This window comes from Undibacterium sp. YM2 (genome assembly GCF_009937975.1).
GTDB lineage: Bacteria > Pseudomonadota > Gammaproteobacteria > Burkholderiales > Burkholderiaceae_D > Undibacterium.
This window is the reverse complement of the sequence record NZ_AP018441.1, coordinates 3,954,858-3,971,531: the sequence shown is the minus strand read 5'-3', so window position 1 is coordinate 3,971,531 and position 16,674 is coordinate 3,954,858. Positions and strand designations below refer to the sequence as shown.

Sequence of the window (16,674 nt, the reverse complement as noted above, 5' to 3'; positions counted from 1 at the left end):
CACGTATTCAACCTGGCGGGCGATTACTCATCACCGATGCGGATTATGGTTCAATTTAATAGATATTCTCATGCAGTAACCGTAATGCAGTAACTAGCTTGCAGTAAATGAAGATTTTGCGGGTTGCCGCGATAGTTACTGCATATCAGCATTGCTATGGATGGTTAACAATGGGTGACTTTGGGCAAAAAAACCACTCTTCTATGAGGAAGGGCGGGATTTAGGCAAACTTGGTAATGCATTTGCAGTAATGTAGTGGAGGCGGCGGAAATCGGCCACCCTGGCCAGCCATGGCGCTTGCATGCGCCATGTCGCTCGTGGGCTCGCCGCATGCGGCTCGAAACCCCCACTCGCCCCGCGTCCCGCGGGTTCAATTCACGCAGATCATCAAAATAAAAAAGCCACCCAATAAATTGGATGGCTTTGTATTCTGGTGGAGTCGGCGGGAATCGGCCATCCTGGCCAGCCATATCGCTTGCAAGCGATATGTCGCTCACAGGCTCGCTGCATGCAGCTCGAAACCCCTGTTCGCCCCGCGTCCCGCGGGTTAGATCCCCACCAAATCAACAAAAATAAAAAACCACCCGATGAAGCTGGGTGGTTTTGCATTTTTGGTGGAGTCGGCGGGAATCGAACCCGCGTCCAGAAGCACTCTACAGACAGTTCTACATACTTAGTGCTGCCATTTGATTTAATCCTGACGACGCGGACGCACACGCTGCGGCAGGACGAGTTACCTATTATTTAATCGAGAGTCAAGTAACCCGGCTCAAGACGATTCCATATGAATGTCCTTACTGCTGTTGCCAGCCCACCCTATGGACGAAGTGGTGTAAGGTTAGCCGGTATTAAGCGGCTAATGCGTACGAGTTATCGTTTGCAGTTATATAGTTCAGATTGTATTTACGAGGTAGTCTGGCCTCGGTATGCCCTGCGCTGCTTTGCAACCCCTGTCGAAACCTGGTCGACCCCTAAGCATTGATAGTATATCCTATATGTGGTCTGGCGCGATAGATTCAAGAGCCTACGGCCTGTAAATGTTTGCCGCGTACCAGTTCCAGCAGTTCCAGCGGGCTGTCGATGATGGCGTCGGCTTTCCAGTGTTTGGGTTCGGTCGCGCCGCAATAACCCCAGGCGGCGGCGATGCTGGTCATACCTGCTGCTTCGGCAGCTTGTATGTCGCGCAGGTCGTCGCCTACGTACCAGCAGTTTTCTGAGCGTATGCCCAGTTGCCTTGCCGCTTCGAGTAAGGGGGCAGGGTGGGGTTTGGCATGCGGGGTGGTGTCGCCAGAAATCACGCAGCGCGCTTCCTGCAAATCCAGCAGCGGGATCAGCGGGCGGGTAAAGCGCATGGCCTTGTTGGTGACTATGCCCCAGGATACGCCCATGACATCGAGACCGCGCAGCAGATCAGGCACTTGCTTGAACAGTTTGCTGTGCACAGCAATGGCGGATTCATACTGGTTCAAAAATTCAACGCGCATGGCTTCGTAGTCAGGGTGTTCTGGCGTGATGCCAAAGCCCGCGCCCAGCAAACCGCGTGCGCCAGCGGATGCATGTGGGCGCAAACTTTGATAATGAACGGGTGCCAGTTGCCTGTTTTCCCGCATGACATTGACGGCGGCTGCGAGGTCGGGGGCGGTGTCTGCGAGGGTGCCATCAAGGTCAAACAGAATTGCTTGTGGAGTTTGCATAATAAAAAATCAAGAACACGCCTTCATGATGGATGAAGGCGTTTTGTTGGCTTCACAGCGGACGTGTACAGGCAACCATGTAGTTGACGCTGGTATCACTATTCAGGGAGTAGATTTGGGTCAGGGGGTTATAACTCAAGCCCTTCATCGCATGTAATTCCAGGCCTGCATTACGTATGTCTTGTGACAATTCTGCCGGGGTGATGAACTTGGCGTAATCATGCGTGCCCTTGGGCAGCATTTGCAGCAGGTATTCTGCGCCGATGACGGCAAACAGGTAGGCTTTGGCATTGCGGTTCAGTGTTGAGAAGAACACATGTCCGCCTGGTTTGACCATTTTTGCACAGGCCTTGATGATGGATGCGGGGTCGGGTACGTGTTCCAGCATTTCCATGCAGGTGACAACATCAAACTGGCCAGCCTCTGCTTCTGCCATGTCTTCGGCGGCGATTTTTTTATAGCGGACACTGACGCCAGATTCGAGGCCATGCAGGTCGGCGACCTTGAGCGCCTTGTCAGACAGGTCTATGCCGGTAACTGTCGCCCCTTTTTTTGCCATGGATTCGGCCAGGATGCCGCCGCCGCAACCTACGTCGATGACTTGTTTGCCTGCCAGCGGCACACGCTGGTTGATCCATTCCAGGCGCAGGGGGTTAATTTCATGCAGGGGTTTGAATTCTGAGCTGGGGTCCCACCAGCGATGGGCAAGTTCACTAAATTTCTGGATTTCTGCGGGATCAGCGTTCAAGGTGGACATGATGTGGTTTGAAGTGCCGGGTCGGGGCATGAGCTGCGAAACCGCTATTGTAGGCGATTCAGGGCTGTACCGCATTGGCGGAAAATAAACATAGTATGGAAATACTCTGGGAGTGATTTGGGCCTTAAGCCAAAATGAATAGCATAAGCCACAAATAAAAAAACCCGCCGAAGCGGGTTTTTCAGAAGCCAGGCTTCAAGTACTGAATTACTTGACGTTGCGTGTACCAACAACTTCGATTTCAACGCGACGGTTTTTGGCGCGACCATCAGCTGTTTTGTTGTCAGCTACTGGTTGTTTTTTGCCTTTGCCTTCAGTGTAAACACGGTTGGCTTCGATGCCTTTGCTTACCAGGTAAGCTTTGACAGCTTCAGCGCGACGGATAGACAATTTTTGGTTGTATTCGTCAGAGCCTACAGAGTCAGTGTGACCAACAGCGATAACGACTTCCAGGTTGATGGATTTCAGTTTGGATGCCATGTCGTCGAGTTTGACTTTAGCTTCTGGTTTCAGAACTGCTTTGTCAAAGTCAAAGAATGCGTCAGCTGCGAACGTTACTTTTTCAGAAGTAGGTGCAGGTGGAACTGGTGGTTTTGCTGGTTCAGGCTTAACTTCCGGCGCAACTACTTTAGGTGGTGCTGGTGGAGCTGGTTGTACCAAAGGTGCATCGCAACCTGGAACTGCGTCAGCAGGAGTCCAGTAGCCAGTGCGCCAGCACAGACCAAATGGGTCACGTGCAATTACACCGCGACCATCTTGTACATAGGCGCTGTGTGGCTTGTTAGCCATGATGTCTTGCTGTGCGGAAGCAGAAAAGGATGCTACTGCGGACGCTGCGATAACGAGCTTGACTAAATTTTTCATATTTCTCCTCTCGGGTGAGATTATTACCGCAGATGAACTGCGCGAATTACTGCATAAAACCAGATAGTACCACGGCGATGATGACATTACTATTTCGTCAAACATCATGTCAGCCATAAATCAACATTCGTTCTATTTTGCCATAATCATCAATATAAAGACGAAAATTGTTAAATCGACAAAGTTACAGTTAGTTAAATATGTCGTATTTTGACAACGAAATGTATGCTTTGGCAAGCTAATACCAGTTCCGGAGCAGAAATGTTTTGTTTTTAACCAGAAAAACGACGGGTTTTTACACTGAAATTATTTGGCGAGGCCGCGTCCTTCGACGACGATGCGCCTGTTTGGTGCAAGGCATTCTGCCAGTTTTGCCTTGGGTAACTTGTCATCGCAAGCCTTGATTTGTTGGGTTTTACCCATGCCCATGGTGTCCATAGGGGCATTCAGGCCCTTGCTAGTTAAGTAAGCGACCACGGCATCGGCATTCTTTTCAGATAATTTCTGAGCTTGTGCATGGCTGCCTGACAGGTCGGTGTGGCCACTGATGACGATGAGATCAACTTTGGCGCAGCTGGCCAGCTTGGCCATGACTTCATTGTCTATGCGCTCTTTACCCTTGTCATTCAGTACAGATAATTGTACGGATTTTTTGTGCTCAAAAATTTCGTCGCTTTGCAGGGTGAGGGCAAAGTCGCAGCGTTTGGGTGCCGCAGCCGGGGCTGGAGCCGGAGGGGGAACTGCCGGGGCTGAAGGGGTGGCGGCCGTGGCAGATGCGGGGGCTTCGCCAGCTTGTGCCGCTGATGCTGGTGCAGCCGTGGTTTGGGCCAGGGCTGTTGAGACGGGCAGGGCGAATGCTGCGAGCACAAAAAGTGCTGTCAAATTTTTTAACATGGTTGTCTCCGTGGATGTATTAATTATTTGTCAGGTGTTCTTATTATGCTTTTGATTAAATCATATAAATTTGCGCGATGGCTGTCATTTGAATGACAGTGTTGCATGCCCCTGCCTGGCTATTTTGCGGCCTATTACCAGTGTTTGCCTGACTTAATTGCTATAAATGGAATTCGGCGTGGGAGGCATGTTAGAATCAAGAGTTAAACGTCAGTCTTTAATGGTCTTGATAAGATGTCATTAGAGACGATAGTAAAGACGTTATTAATTAACCAAGCTCTAATTCGCCGGCCGCCAATGGATCAATTCGCAAAAGAAACACTCCCGATTTCCCTTGAAGAAGAAATGCGCAAAAGCTATCTCGATTACGCGATGAGCGTTATCGTAGGTCGCGCTTTGCCGGATGTGCGTGATGGCTTAAAGCCTGTGCATCGTCGCGTATTGTTCGCGATGCACGAAATGAACAATGTCTATAACCGCCCCTTCGTCAAATGTGCGCGTGTGGTGGGTGAAGTCATGGGTAAGTACCATCCCCATGGCGATGCCTCCATTTACGACACGCTGGTGCGTATGGCGCAGGACTTTTCCCTGCGTTATACCCTGGTCGATGGACAGGGTAACTTCGGCTCCATCGACGGCGACAATGCTGCGGCGATGCGTTATACCGAGTGCCGGCTGGACAAGATCGCCAATGAAATCCTGGCAGATATCGAAAAAGAAACTGTCGATTTCGTTCCCAACTATGACGGCAAAGAGAAGGAACCTTCGGTTCTGCCTACCCGTATTCCGAATCTGCTGATCAATGGCGCATCCGGTATTGCGGTGGGTATGGCGACGAATATCCCGCCGCATAATATTACCGAGATCATCAATGGTGCCCTGCATGTCTTGCGCAATAGCGATTGCACGATCGATGAACTGATCGAGATCATCCCTGCACCTGACTTCCCTACCGGCGGCATTATCTATGGCGTGTCTGGTGTGCGCGATGGTTACCGCACTGGCCGTGGCCGTGTGGTCATGCGCGCCAAGACCCACTTTGAAGAGTTTGGCAAAGACAGCCGTACGGCGCTGATCGTTGATGAGCTGCCTTACCAGGTCAATAAAAAATCCCTGCTGGAACGTATCGCTGAACTGGTACGTGACAAAAAGCTCGATGGTATTTCTGATATCCGCGATGAATCCGATAAATCGGGTATGCGCGTGGTCATCGAACTCAAGCGCGGCGAAGTACCTGACGTAGTACTGAATAATCTGTACAAGCAGACGCAGTTGCAAGACACCTTCGGCATGAACATGGTGGCGCTGGTGAATGGTCAGCCTAAATTGCTGAACTTGAAGGAAATGCTGTCCTGCTTCCTGTCGCACCGCCGTGAAGTAGTAACGCGCCGTACCCTGTTTGAACTGCGCAAGGCACGTGAACGTGGTCATGTGCTGGAAGGCCTGGCTGTTGCGCTGGCAAATATCGATGACTTTATCGCCATCATCCGCGCTGCGCCTACGCCACCGATCGCGAAACAGGAATTGATGACACGCGCCTGGGATAGCTCCATGGTGCGTGAGATGCTGGTGCGTACTGCGGCTGACAATTCTGGTGGTATTGATTCTTTCCGCCCTGAGAATTTGCCCAAGCATTACGGCATACAGCCAGATGGCCTGTATAAATTGTCTGACGACCAGGCGCAGGAAATCCTGCAAATGCGTTTGCAACGCCTGACTGGCCTGGAACAAGACAAGATCGTCAATGAATACAAAGACGTCATGGCCGAGATCGCCGATTTGCTGGACATCTTGTCCAAGCCAGAGCGTGTCACCGTCATCATCACTGATGAACTGACCCTGGCCCGCAATGAATACGGCGAAGGCAATAAAGATGTACGCCGCTCAGAAATCACCCATAACGCCACAGACCTGGGCACAGAAGACCTGATCACGCCGCAAGACATGGTCGTGACCCTGTCGCACACTGGTTATATGAAGTCGCAGCCCCTGTCTGAATACCGCGCGCAAAAACGCGGTGGCCGTGGCAAGCAGGCGACAGCGACCAAGGATGATGACTGGATCGAGCAACTCTTCGTGGCTAATACCCATGATTACATCCTGTGCTTCAGCAACCGTGGCCGCATGTACTGGCTGAAAGTATGGGAAGTGCCACAAGGCTCGCGCACTTCACGCGGCAAGCCTATCGTCAACATGTTCCCATTGCAGGACGGTGAAAAAATCACCGTCATCCTGCCTTTGTCTGGCGATAACCGTACTTTCCCTGAAGACCACTATGTCTTCATGTCCACCAGCCTGGGCACGGTCAAGAAAACACCTTTGACTGACTTCAGCAATCCACGTAAAGCCGGCATTATTGCGGTTGATCTGGACGAGGGCGATTTCCTCATCGGCGCGGCACTGACCGATGGCAAGCATGATGTCATGCTGTTCTCTGATTCCGGCAAGGCAGTACGCTTTGATGAAAACGATGTACGTCCTATGGGCCGTACTGCCCGTGGCGTACGCGGCATGAACCTGGATGAAGGCCAGCAGGTTATTGCATTGCTGGTGGCTGAAAATGAGCAGCAATCTGTGTTGACTGCGACTGAAAACGGCTTCGGCAAACGTACTCCTATCACTGAATACACCCGTCATGGCCGTGGTACCAAAGGCATGATCGCGATCCAGACATCCGAGCGTAATGGCAAGGTTGTAGCAGCTACGCTGGTAGAAACAACGGATGAAATCATGTTGATCACTACTGGTGGCATTCTGATCCGTACTCGCGTTTCCGAGATCCGTGAAATGGGCCGTGCGACCCAGGGTGTGACCCTGATTGCGGTGGAAGATGGCACCAAGCTGTCCGGTTTGCAACGTATTGTCGAAACAGATGCAGATGTAGATACAGGCGATAACGGTGCTGGCGAAGCGGAAGGCAGCGCACCAGAAGCCGACGCAGCGGAGTAAACCATCATGACGACGATCTACAATTTCTCTGCAGGCCCGGCAGTATTGCCGAAAGAGGTATTGCAGCAAGCCGCTGCCGAAATGCTGGACTGGCATGGCAGTGGCATGTCGGTCATGGAAATGAGTCACCGTGGGCCAGAGTTCATGTCCATCCTCGCTGCTGCGCAAAGCGATTTGCGCGAGCTGCTGGCGGTGCCGGACAATTATAAAATCCTGTTCCTGCAAGGCGGCGGCCTGGGCGAAAACGCCATCGTCCCCATGAACCTCATGGGACGCAAGCCACAGCCTGCGACGGCAGATTTTGTGCATACCGGTTCCTGGACTGGCAAGTCCATCAAGGAAGCAAAAAAATACGGTAACGTCAATATCGCAGCGTCTGGTGAAGCCAGCGGCTACACCACTGTGCCGCCACGCGATAGCTGGAAATTGACGCCAGATGCCGCTTATGTGCACCTGTGTACTAATGAAACCATCGATGGTGTTGAGTATCAGTTTGCCCCAGATGTGGCGGCAGAAACTGGAGACGCGCCCATCGTTGCCGACATGTCTTCGCACATTCTGTCGCGCGTGATTGATGTCTCCAAATACGGCGTCATCTTTGGCGGTGCGCAAAAGAATATAGGTCCGGCGGGTTTGACCATCGTCATCGTGCGTGAAGATTTGCTCGGCCATGCCTTGCCCATCTGCCCATCTGCCTTTGACTGGAAAATCGTCGCCGACAATGATTCCATGTACAACACCCCGCCAACCTATGCGATTTATATTGCGGGCCTGGTGTTCCAGTGGCTCAAGCAACAGGGTGGTGTGGCAGCGATGGAGCAAAGGAATATTGCCAAATCCAGCCTGCTGTATGACTACCTCGATTCCACAGGCTTTTACGAAAACCGGGTAGAGAAGGGCAGCCGTTCGCGTATGAATGTGCCTTTTTACCTGAAAGATGAAAGCCTGAATGCGGCATTCCTGGCAGAAGCCAAGGCGAATGGCCTGTTGCAATTGAAAGGCCATAAATCAGTAGGCGGCATGCGTGCCTCGATTTATAACGCCATGCCTATAGAAGGCGTGCAGGCCTTGGTCAGTTTTATGCAGGATTTCGCCAAAAGAAATTCATAAGCCCTGGGCTTAAAAATATTTGGCGTCTGTTTTAATTACACTATAGATAGACGCCGCTAACATTATTTTCATCATCAGCCCTTTCTGAGCATGGTACTCACCATCACCTGGAAACCGTGGCGCTGATGAACCAGGTCAAAAGCCTGGCGAAAAAAGCATATCCGGCATTGCAGTCATGCGCTACAGTATTGCTGCCTGCCCACACCCTATCAAACACGGTTTTTAGGTCATTATGAGCGACAATAAATTACTCCCCCTGCGCATCAAGATTGATGCCATTGATGCACAAATCCTGGATTTGCTGAACCAGCGCGCCCGCGTGGCGGAAGAAGTTGGTCATGTCAAGGCAGAAACCAATGCGCCAGTGTTTCGTCCTGAGCGTGAAGCGCAAGTCTTGCGCGGCGTGGCGGAGCGCAATCCAGGCCCCTTGCTGAGTGACGACATACAACTGATCTTCCGCGAAATCATGTCAGCCTGCCGTGCGCTGGAGCGCCGCGTGGTCGTGGCTTTCCTTGGTCCTGTCGGCACCTTCAGTGAGCAGGCTGTCTATAAGCAGTTTGGTCATGCCATCCAGCCCCTGCCTTGCGTATCTATTGATGAAGTTTTTCGTGCGACCGAAGCAGGCACGGCGGACTTTGGTGTCGTGCCTATCGAGAATTCATCCGAAGGCGCGATCAACCGTACCCTGGATTTGCTCTTGCAAACCAGCCTGGCCATCAGTGGCGAGCTGGCGATACCTGTACAACATAGCCTGATGAGCAAGTCTGGCAATATGGAAGGCGTCAGCCGCATCTGTGCCCATTCGCAAGCTTTGGCACAATGCCAGGCCTGGCTGAACCAGCATTTCCCGCATGTGGAAAGACATGCCGTGGCATCGAATGCAGAGGCAGCACGCATGGCCAGTGGTGACTATACCGTGGCGGCGATTGCCAGTGAAATTGCCGGTCACCAGTACAACCTGGGCATCGTCTCTGCCCACATCCAGGATGACCCGCATAACCGTACCCGTTTTGCCGTCATTGGTCGCCTGCATACTACGCCTAGTGGCAAGGACCAGACTTCCATCGTGCTGGCGACGCCGAACAAGGCAGGTGCTGTTTATAATTTGCTGGCCCCTCTGGAAAAACATGGCGTCTCGATGACGCGCTTTGAGTCACGTCCTGCACGCACCGGCAATTGGGAATATTATTTCTATGTCGATGTAGAAGGCCATGTCATGGACGCCAAGGTGGCAGCCGCCATGGCCGAGTTGAATGACAAGGCAGCCTTCTTCAAGGTGCTGGGTTCTTACCCTTGTACAGTGTGAGTGCCTGATGCAAAAAGCTTTTCAACGCATAGCAATTTTTGGCGTAGGTTTGATTGGTGGTTCGTTTGCCCTGGCTTTGAAAAAAGCAGGGGCAGTCGAACAGATAGTCGGGGTAGGGCGCAGCCAGGCTTCGCTGGAAAAAGCGCAGCAACTCGGCATCATTGATGAAATAGCCCTGAATGCCGAACAGGCATTGCACAACTGTGATCTGGTGCTGATTGCAGCGCCAGTGGCACAAACCGGCGCGATATTGAAGGCGATTTATCCTCATTTGCAGCCGGGGACGATAGTCACGGATGCTGGGAGTACCAAGGCCGATGTGGTTGCCGCTGCTCGCGCCAGTCTGGGCGAAAAGATCGCGCAATTTGTGCCAGCGCATCCGATAGCTGGGCGTGAACTGAATGGGCCTGAGGCAGCACTGGTGGATTTGTATGTAGGCAAAAAAGCCGTCATCACCCGCCTGCCAGACAATAGCGATGCTGACGTGGCCAGAGTGGCATGGGCCTGGCAGCAATGCGGTGCCATCATCCATCATCTGGAACCTGCTGCACATGACGGCGTATTTGCCGCAGTCAGCCATTTGCCGCATTTGCTGGCTTATGCCCTGGTCGATGATATCGCCCGCAAGCCGCATGCAGATACCTTGTTCCAGTATGCTGCCAGCGGTTTTCGCGACTTTACTCGCATTGCCGGTTCATCACCAGAAATGTGGCGCGACATCAGCCTGGCGAACCGTGCTGCGATGCTGCAGGAACTGGATTCCTACACCGCCCGCCTGTCCATCCTGCGCCAGCATCTGGTAGATGCAGACAGTGAAGGCATAGAAGGTATTTACGCCAATGCCCAGCGCGCGCGCCATAACTGGATCAGCGCGATTGAGGCAGCCGAGAAGCAGCAGCGTGAAGGTGGGGATTGATAGAGATTAGCTCTGCTCCACATCGACAAACTCAGAATTGAAAACGACCATGACACAAGCAAGCAAACATTATCCGCATTACCTCGATCTGCAACCAGTCATGCAGGTGCAGGGCACAGTCAAATTGCCGGGCTCCAAAAGCATTTCCAACCGTACCCTTTTGCTGGCGGCGCTGGCAGAAGGCAAGACCCAGATCATGGATTTGCTGGCATCCGACGATACCCTGGTCATGCTGAACGCCTTGACGCAGTTGGGCGTGCACTGGGAGCAGGATGGCGATAGCCAGAATTACACGGTAGAAGGTGTCAAAGGCCATTTCCCCAAACACCAGGCTGATCTGTTCATGGGCAATGCCGGTACTGCGATACGCCCGCTGGTCGGTGCCTTGGCCGTGCTGGGTGGTGACTACACCATCCACGGCGTGCACCGCATGCATGAACGCCCTATCGGTGACCTGGTTGATGCACTGAATGAAGCCGGTGCGCAGATAGAATATACCGGCAATCCAGGTTACCCGCCTTTGCATATACGCCGTGGCCATGTTCACGCCCAGCGTTTGCAAGTGAAGGGTAATGTCTCAAGCCAGTTTCTGACGGCCTTGCTGATGGCTGCACCTTTGATGGCGCGTGAGCACGATGTGACGATAGAAGTGGTGGGCGAACTGATTTCCAAGCCTTATATAGAAATCACCCTGAACCTTATGCAAAAATTTGGCGTGACGGTAGAGCGTGATGGCTGGCAGGCATTCACTGTCACAAAAGGCCAGCATTATGTGTCGCCCGGCGTCATCCACGTAGAAGGGGATGCTTCTTCAGCATCTTACTTCCTGGCAGCGGGTGCCATCGCTGGCGGCCCTATCCGGGTAGAAGGCGTAGGCAAGTCCAGCATACAGGGCGATGTACGTTTTGCCGAAGCACTCGAAAAAATGGGCGCAACCATTACCCGTGGTGATAATTGGATAGAAGCCACTTCGAATGGTGTCTTGCAGGCCATAGATATGGATTTTAACCATATCCCCGATGCTGCCATGACGATTGCGGTAGCCGCGCTATATGCCAATGGCACCACGACCCTGCGCAATATTGCCAGCTGGCGCGTTAAAGAAACCGATCGCCTGTCTGCCATGGCAACAGAATTGCGCAAGCTTGGGGCAATAGTGGAAGAGGGCGCAGACTATATGACGGTGACGCCGCCTGAACATATCCTGTCAGCGACTATCGATACCTATGACGATCACCGCATGGCCATGTGCTTCTCTTTGGCCAGCCTCGATGGCCGGGCCCGCAGAGGTGCTACTATGCGCATCAATGATCCAAAATGCGTGGCCAAGACCTTCCCTGATTACTTTGAAGTCTTTGCCAAGATTAATCACCAAGATTTGTTTTAAAGGTTTTTATTGTTTCTATGACTACACGTAGTCCTGTTATCACGATAGACGGCCCTACCGCATCCGGTAAGGGCACGGTGGCACACAGGGTGGCCAAGCATCTGGGTTTTCATTACCTGGATTCTGGTGCCCTGTACCGCCTGACTGCCCTGATGGCTACCCGCCATGGCATCGCTCTGGATGATGAAACCACCATTGCCAGCATGGCAAGAACCCTGCCTTGTCGTTTTGTTCACGGCCATGTTTTTCTGGAAGATGCCGATGTCACCGATGCCGTAAGGGCAGAAGAGGTTGGCGTAGCCGCTTCACGTATTGCTGTTTTGCCAGCAGTACGCCAGGCCCTGGTGGATTTGCAGGTGGCTTTTCGCTATACGCCCGGCCTGGTGGCTGACGGGCGCGATATGGGGACGGTGATCTTCCCCGATGCCAGCTTAAAAGTTTTCTTAACAGCAAGTGCTGAGGCGCGCGCAAGCCGCCGATATAAGCAATTGATTGAAAAGGGAATTTCTGCTAATATGGAAAACTTGGTAAAAGATTTGATGGAACGTGATGCGAGAGATAGTGCCCGCAGCACAGCGCCGCTCAAGCCCGCACCAGACGCGATCATCCTGGATACATCTGAATTAACTGCTGAAGAAGCGGTCAATAAAGTCCTGGTCTGGTATGCGCAAACACAGACAAACAGCACTATATAAGTAAGTATTTAAGTATCTGGTGAAGTTTGCGAGTGTCGTTTCAAGAGCCTTTATTGACGCAAGGTTAATAAAGGGATGTTCAACCTAACCCGGTAAATAGTGCCTTTTGCACCGTTCCGGCTAACTTGTAAATACTATGTCTACTGTTTTCATGTCCCAAGATTTCGCAACCGGTGCAGATAGCTTCGCAGCTTTGTTCGAAGAATCCCTGTCACGTCAGGATATGCGTTCCGGTGAAGTGATTTCTGCTGAAGTCGTCCGTATCGATCACAACTTCGTGATCGTTAACGCTGGCTTGAAGTCTGAAGCCTTTATCCCTGTTGAAGAATTCAAAAACGACCAGGGCGACCTGGAAGTTAATATCGGCGATTTCGTTTCCGTAGCGATTGATTCGCTGGAAAATGGTTTCGGCGACACAATTTTGTCCCGTGACAAAGCTAAACGTCTGGCCTCCTGGCTCGCGCTGGAAAAAGCGCTGGAGTCTGGCGAGATCGTTACTGGTACAGTAAATGGCAAAGTCAAAGGTGGCTTGACTGTTCTGACGAACGGCATCCGCGCTTTCTTGCCAGGTTCTTTGGTTGATACACGCCCAGTTAAGGATACAACTCCTTACGAAGGCAAAACCATGGAATTCAAAGTTATCAAGCTCGACCGCAAACGTAACAACGTTGTGCTGTCCCGCCGCGCTGTTGTTGAAGCGTCCATGGGCGAAGAGCGTCAAAAACTGATGGAAACCCTGAAAGAAGGCACAGTGGTTACTGGTGTTGTTAAAAACATCACTGACTACGGCGCGTTCGTTGATCTGGGTGGCATCGATGGCTTGTTGCACATCACCGACCTGGCATGGCGTCGTGTACGTCACCCTTCCGAGGTGTTGACAGTTGGTCAGGAAATCACTGCAAAAGTATTGAAATTCGACCAAGAGAAAAACCGTGTTTCCCTGGGCGTAAAACAATTGGGCGACGACCCATGGACAGGTTTGTCCCGTCGTTACCCAGCGAACACACGTCTGTTCGGTAAAGTAACGAACCTGACCGACTACGGCGCGTTCGTTGAAGTCGAGCAAGGTATCGAAGGCCTGGTTCACGTTTCCGAAATGGACTGGACGAACAAAAACGTTGCACCAAACAAAGTTGTTCAATTGGGCGACGAAGTTGAAGTCATGGTTCTGGAAATCGACGAAGAACGTCGTCGTATCAGCTTGGGCATGAAACAGTGCAAAGCCAATCCTTGGGATGATTTCGCGATCAACCACAAGAAAGGTGACAAAGTTCGCGGCGCGATCAAGTCCATCACTGATTTCGGCGTATTTATCGGTTTGTCTGGCAACATCGACGGTCTGGTACATTTGTCTGATCTGTCTTGGAACGAAACAGGCGAAGAAGCAGTACGTCGCTTCAAGAAAGGTGACGAACTGGAAGCCATCGTTCTGGCAATCGACGTTGAGCGTGAGCGCGTTTCCCTGGGCGTTAAGCAACTGGAAGGCGACCCATTCAATAACTACTGCGCTATGAACGACAAAGGTGCAGTTGTTACTGGTACAGTTAAATCCGTTGAAGCCAAAGGCGCAGTAATCCAGTTGGCAGACGACGTTGAAGGCTACCTGCGTGCATCCGAAATCTCCCGCGACCGCGTGGAAGATGCTGGTACACACCTGAAAGTCGGCGACACAGTTGAAGCCCTGGTATTGAACATCGACCGCAAAGCGCGTGGTATCCAATTGTCTATCAAAGCTAAAGATAGCGTTGAAACACAAGAAGCTATGCAAAAAATGTCCACTACTGATTCCAACGCAGCATCCGGCACAACCAGCCTGGGCGCTTTGTTGAAAGCCAAGCTCGACAATAAAAACTAAGATTAAGTCATAAGGTTTTTACTATGACTAAGTCGGAGCTGATAGCTCGTCTGGCAGAGCGATATCCGCAACTGGTAGCTAAAGATGTGGATATCGCTGTTAAAACCATACTGGATGCAATGTCGGATGCCCTGGCAACAGGGCAACGTATAGAAATCCGCGGTTTTGGCAGCTTTGCACTGAACAGTCGTCCACCACGGATAGGTCGTAATCCCAAGTCCGGTGACAAGGTGATGGTCCCTGAAAAACGGGTGCCGCACTTCAAGCCAGGCAAGGAGCTGCGCGAACGTGTTGATGCCATGGTGGGGCAACCGATACACGATGACTAAGTCAGGTTGACTGGTTGTTGAGCTCGGAATGTTGAGCCTATTAGATGACGCAAAGATAAAAACGGCATATCGGTTTTCCGATATGCCGTTTTTTTTCAGTACAATGCTCTTTTCGGGATAAATTGCTTCATTGACGATTTTTCCGCTTATCCATCAAGGATGCATACATGAAATATATTTCAAGATTTTTCGCCATCGTGCTGTTTGTCCTGTTCTTTGGCTTTGCCTTGAAAAACGACCAGATAGTCACGCTGCAATATTTCTTTGGCTATCAACAATCCGCTCCACTGGTCATCATGCTGCTGGCTTTTTTTGCCGGCGGTGCTACGCTGGGCGCACTGGCCATGGTGCCTATGGTGTTCCGCCACAGACGCGATCTGCACAAGCATAAAAAGACCCTGGCAGAAATTGAAAAAGAACGTGAAGCCGCACAAAGGGCCAGCACACAAGCGCCTCAGCCTGATAGCATTCGCAATATCTGACACGTGTGGGCGCAGCTTTCAGCACATTGAGACCTGCGAACAAAAATAGGTTAAAGACATATCGGCAATTCAGGCTTTGCATTTGAACTGACATTGTTCTCAACAATAAGAAGAAATACACATGGAATTTGAAATTTGGTGGCTGCTAGGCATACCCTTATTCTTTACCCTGGGCTGGAGTGCTGCGCGTATCGATATACGCCAGTTGATTTCTGAGTCCCGCAGCCTGCCGCGTGGCTATTTCAAGGGCTTGAATTTCCTGCTGAACGACCAGCCAGACAAGGCCATTGATGCTTTCATCGACATCGTCAGGCTGGATCCTGAGGCGGTAGATTTGCATTTTGCCCTGGGTAACCTGTTCCGCCGCCGTGGTGAGACTGAACGCGCCATCCGCGTGCATCAAAACCTGCTGGCCAGGCCAGACCTGCCCACCGAGCAAAAAACCCAGGCCATGTATGAACTGGGGCAGGATTACCTGAAAGCCGGTCTGCTTGACCGTGCTGAAGAAACCTATAACCTGCTCGTCAACAGCCCGTTTGAAGCCCAGGCCCGGCGTGCCCTGCTGGAAATCTACCAGCGTGAAAAAGAATGGGCGCGTGCGATTGAGGCCGCTAATGCCTTGCAAGAATGCGGTGCTGGTGGCCGTCAAAAAGAAATTGCCCAGTTTTACTGCGAAATTGCCCAGGATGAGCTGGTGCATACCAATACAGAAGCGGCCCTGGCCAATCTGGAAAAAGCACTGGCGGCAGACCGTAACAATGTACGCGCCATCATCCTCATGGGTGACGTGTATATGGCCAATGGCGATACTGAAATAGCGCTGGCTACGTGGCGCCGGGTAGAGCAGCAAAGCGTGCCTCATGTGGCACTAGTGGCGCAGCGCCTGATGGATGCTTACCGCAAGCTCGACAAGTCGCAGGAGGGCTTGAACCTGCTCAAAAACTACCTTGCCGAAGCACCGTCGATAGATTTGCTGGAAGTCGCCTTCAAGGCCACACTGGAGCTGGAAGGTATAGAAGCCGTCAATAGCCTGGTCAGTGAAGAATTGCGCCGCACCCCAACCCTGCTGGGCCTGGATAAATTGCTGGATGGCCGCATCATGGTGGTTCCGCCTGAAGTCAGGCCTGAGCTGGCCATCATCAAGAACCTGGTACATGGCTATGCACAAAAACTGGCGCGCTATCAGTGTTCCAATTGCGGTTTCAAGGCCAGGCAGTTTTACTGGCATTGCCCTGGCTGCAGTAAGTGGGAAACTTATCCACCACGCCGCACAGAAGAGCTGAACGTCATGAATTAATGATCGCTGTCATGCCTGAGCGAAGCTTGATTTGCGCAAGGCTTCAGGGATACTAGTTAAGTTAAAGAATCTTGAATAAGGGCTGCAATCTGAAAATCTATGTGGATGACTAGATATTTGGATGTGCAGAATGACTTAT

At 51.8% G+C, this 16,674-nt stretch carries 14 protein-coding genes and 1 other RNA gene; 10 read left to right on the top strand and 5 right to left on the bottom strand.

All coding sequences use genetic code 11. The features are described from left to right. Window positions 1-612: 612 nt before the first annotated feature. The 5 genes from ssrA to UNDYM_RS17865 all read right to left on the bottom strand — a co-directional run bounded on the left by ssrA (window position 613) and on the right by UNDYM_RS17865 (window position 4,209). Window positions 613-972, bottom strand: a transfer-messenger RNA (tmRNA) gene (gene ssrA / locus UNDYM_RS17885). 44 nt (window positions 973-1,016) lie between these two features. Then, a complete protein-coding gene (locus tag UNDYM_RS17880) occupies window positions 1,017-1,694 on the bottom strand; it encodes an HAD family hydrolase (RefSeq protein WP_162042239.1) in 678 nt (225 codons plus the stop codon). Window positions 1,695-1,746: 52 nt separating this feature from the next. Next, entirely contained in the window at window positions 1,747-2,451 is a 705-nt protein-coding gene (gene ubiG, locus UNDYM_RS17875) for a bifunctional 2-polyprenyl-6-hydroxyphenol methylase/3-demethylubiquinol 3-O-methyltransferase UbiG (protein ID WP_162042238.1), read from the bottom strand. Between the two features lie 207 nt (window positions 2,452-2,658). Continuing rightward, window positions 2,659-3,315 (bottom strand): outer membrane protein OmpA, encoded by a 657-nt coding sequence (gene ompA, locus UNDYM_RS17870; protein ID WP_162042237.1) that lies wholly within the window; start codon window positions 3,313-3,315, stop codon window positions 2,659-2,661. Between the two features lie 306 nt (window positions 3,316-3,621). After that, a complete protein-coding gene (locus UNDYM_RS17865; RefSeq protein WP_162042236.1) occupies window positions 3,622-4,209 on the bottom strand; it encodes an OmpA family protein in 588 nt (195 codons plus the stop codon). A gap of 297 nt (window positions 4,210-4,506) precedes the next feature. Between UNDYM_RS17865 and gyrA the strand changes: the two genes are divergently transcribed. From gyrA to lapB, 10 genes are all read left to right on the top strand, one after another. Continuing rightward, window positions 4,507-7,158, top strand: a complete 2,652-nt coding sequence (gene gyrA / locus UNDYM_RS17860) for a DNA gyrase subunit A (RefSeq protein WP_162042235.1) — start codon at window positions 4,507-4,509, stop codon at window positions 7,156-7,158. Window positions 7,159-7,164: 6 nt separating this feature from the next. Continuing rightward, window positions 7,165-8,268, top strand: a complete 1,104-nt coding sequence (serC, locus tag UNDYM_RS17855; RefSeq protein WP_162042234.1) for a 3-phosphoserine/phosphohydroxythreonine transaminase — start codon at window positions 7,165-7,167, stop codon at window positions 8,266-8,268. A 232-nt stretch (window positions 8,269-8,500) separates the two neighbouring features. Next, the gene (gene pheA, locus UNDYM_RS17850; RefSeq protein ID WP_110256988.1) at window positions 8,501-9,574 is read left to right on the top strand and encodes a prephenate dehydratase; all 1,074 of its coding nucleotides are present in this window, start codon (window positions 8,501-8,503) and stop codon (window positions 9,572-9,574) included. A 7-nt stretch (window positions 9,575-9,581) separates the two neighbouring features. Continuing rightward, window positions 9,582-10,490, top strand: coding sequence for a prephenate dehydrogenase/arogenate dehydrogenase family protein (locus UNDYM_RS17845; protein ID WP_162042233.1), 909 nt, complete (start codon window positions 9,582-9,584; stop codon window positions 10,488-10,490). 49 nt (window positions 10,491-10,539) lie between these two features. Then, window positions 10,540-11,877 (top strand): 3-phosphoshikimate 1-carboxyvinyltransferase, encoded by a 1,338-nt coding sequence (gene aroA, locus UNDYM_RS17840; protein ID WP_162042232.1) that lies wholly within the window; start codon window positions 10,540-10,542, stop codon window positions 11,875-11,877. A gap of 17 nt (window positions 11,878-11,894) precedes the next feature. Continuing rightward, complete coding sequence (cmk, locus tag UNDYM_RS17835; protein WP_162042231.1) at window positions 11,895-12,572, top strand: (d)CMP kinase; 678 nt, start codon at window positions 11,895-11,897, stop codon at window positions 12,570-12,572. Between the two features lie 151 nt (window positions 12,573-12,723). Further along, window positions 12,724-14,427 carry a 30S ribosomal protein S1 gene (gene rpsA / locus UNDYM_RS17830; protein ID WP_110257122.1) on the top strand — a complete coding sequence of 568 codons (1,704 nt, stop codon included), beginning with the start codon at window positions 12,724-12,726 and terminating at the stop codon, window positions 14,425-14,427. Window positions 14,428-14,450: 23 nt separating this feature from the next. Beyond that, the gene (locus tag UNDYM_RS17825; protein WP_110256992.1) at window positions 14,451-14,756 is read left to right on the top strand and encodes an integration host factor subunit beta; all 306 of its coding nucleotides are present in this window, start codon (window positions 14,451-14,453) and stop codon (window positions 14,754-14,756) included. 167 nt (window positions 14,757-14,923) lie between these two features. Next, window positions 14,924-15,238: a lipopolysaccharide assembly LapA domain-containing protein gene (locus UNDYM_RS17820; protein ID WP_162042230.1), complete on the top strand. Its 315-nt coding sequence runs from the start codon at window positions 14,924-14,926 to the stop codon at window positions 15,236-15,238. 121 nt (window positions 15,239-15,359) lie between these two features. Continuing rightward, window positions 15,360-16,535, top strand: a complete 1,176-nt coding sequence (gene lapB / locus UNDYM_RS17815; RefSeq protein WP_162042229.1) for a lipopolysaccharide assembly protein LapB — start codon at window positions 15,360-15,362, stop codon at window positions 16,533-16,535. The last annotated feature ends 139 nt before the right edge of the window (window positions 16,536-16,674 follow it).

Bases quoted from the DNA above. Each gene is read 5' to 3' on its own strand.
- UNDYM_RS17880 (WP_162042239.1), bottom strand. From the start codon at position 1,694: ATGCAAACTCCACAAGCAATTCTGTTTGACCTTGATGGCACCCTCGCA.
- ubiG (WP_162042238.1), bottom strand. From the start codon at position 2,451: ATGTCCACCTTGAACGCTGATCCCGCAGAAATCCAGAAATTTAGTGAA.
- ompA (WP_162042237.1), bottom strand. From the start codon at position 3,315: ATGAAAAATTTAGTCAAGCTCGTTATCGCAGCGTCCGCAGTAGCATCC.
- UNDYM_RS17865 (WP_162042236.1), bottom strand. From the start codon at position 4,209: ATGTTAAAAAATTTGACAGCACTTTTTGTGCTCGCAGCATTCGCCCTG.
- gyrA (WP_162042235.1), top strand. From the start codon at position 4,507: ATGGATCAATTCGCAAAAGAAACACTCCCGATTTCCCTTGAAGAAGAA.
- serC (WP_162042234.1), top strand. From the start codon at position 7,165: ATGACGACGATCTACAATTTCTCTGCAGGCCCGGCAGTATTGCCGAAA.
- pheA (WP_110256988.1), top strand. From the start codon at position 8,501: ATGAGCGACAATAAATTACTCCCCCTGCGCATCAAGATTGATGCCATT.
- UNDYM_RS17845 (WP_162042233.1), top strand. From the start codon at position 9,582: ATGCAAAAAGCTTTTCAACGCATAGCAATTTTTGGCGTAGGTTTGATT.
- aroA (WP_162042232.1), top strand. From the start codon at position 10,540: ATGACACAAGCAAGCAAACATTATCCGCATTACCTCGATCTGCAACCA.
- cmk (WP_162042231.1), top strand. From the start codon at position 11,895: ATGACTACACGTAGTCCTGTTATCACGATAGACGGCCCTACCGCATCC.
- rpsA (WP_110257122.1), top strand. From the start codon at position 12,724: ATGTCCCAAGATTTCGCAACCGGTGCAGATAGCTTCGCAGCTTTGTTC.
- UNDYM_RS17825 (WP_110256992.1), top strand. From the start codon at position 14,451: ATGACTAAGTCGGAGCTGATAGCTCGTCTGGCAGAGCGATATCCGCAA.
- UNDYM_RS17820 (WP_162042230.1), top strand. From the start codon at position 14,924: ATGAAATATATTTCAAGATTTTTCGCCATCGTGCTGTTTGTCCTGTTC.
- lapB (WP_162042229.1), top strand. From the start codon at position 15,360: ATGGAATTTGAAATTTGGTGGCTGCTAGGCATACCCTTATTCTTTACC.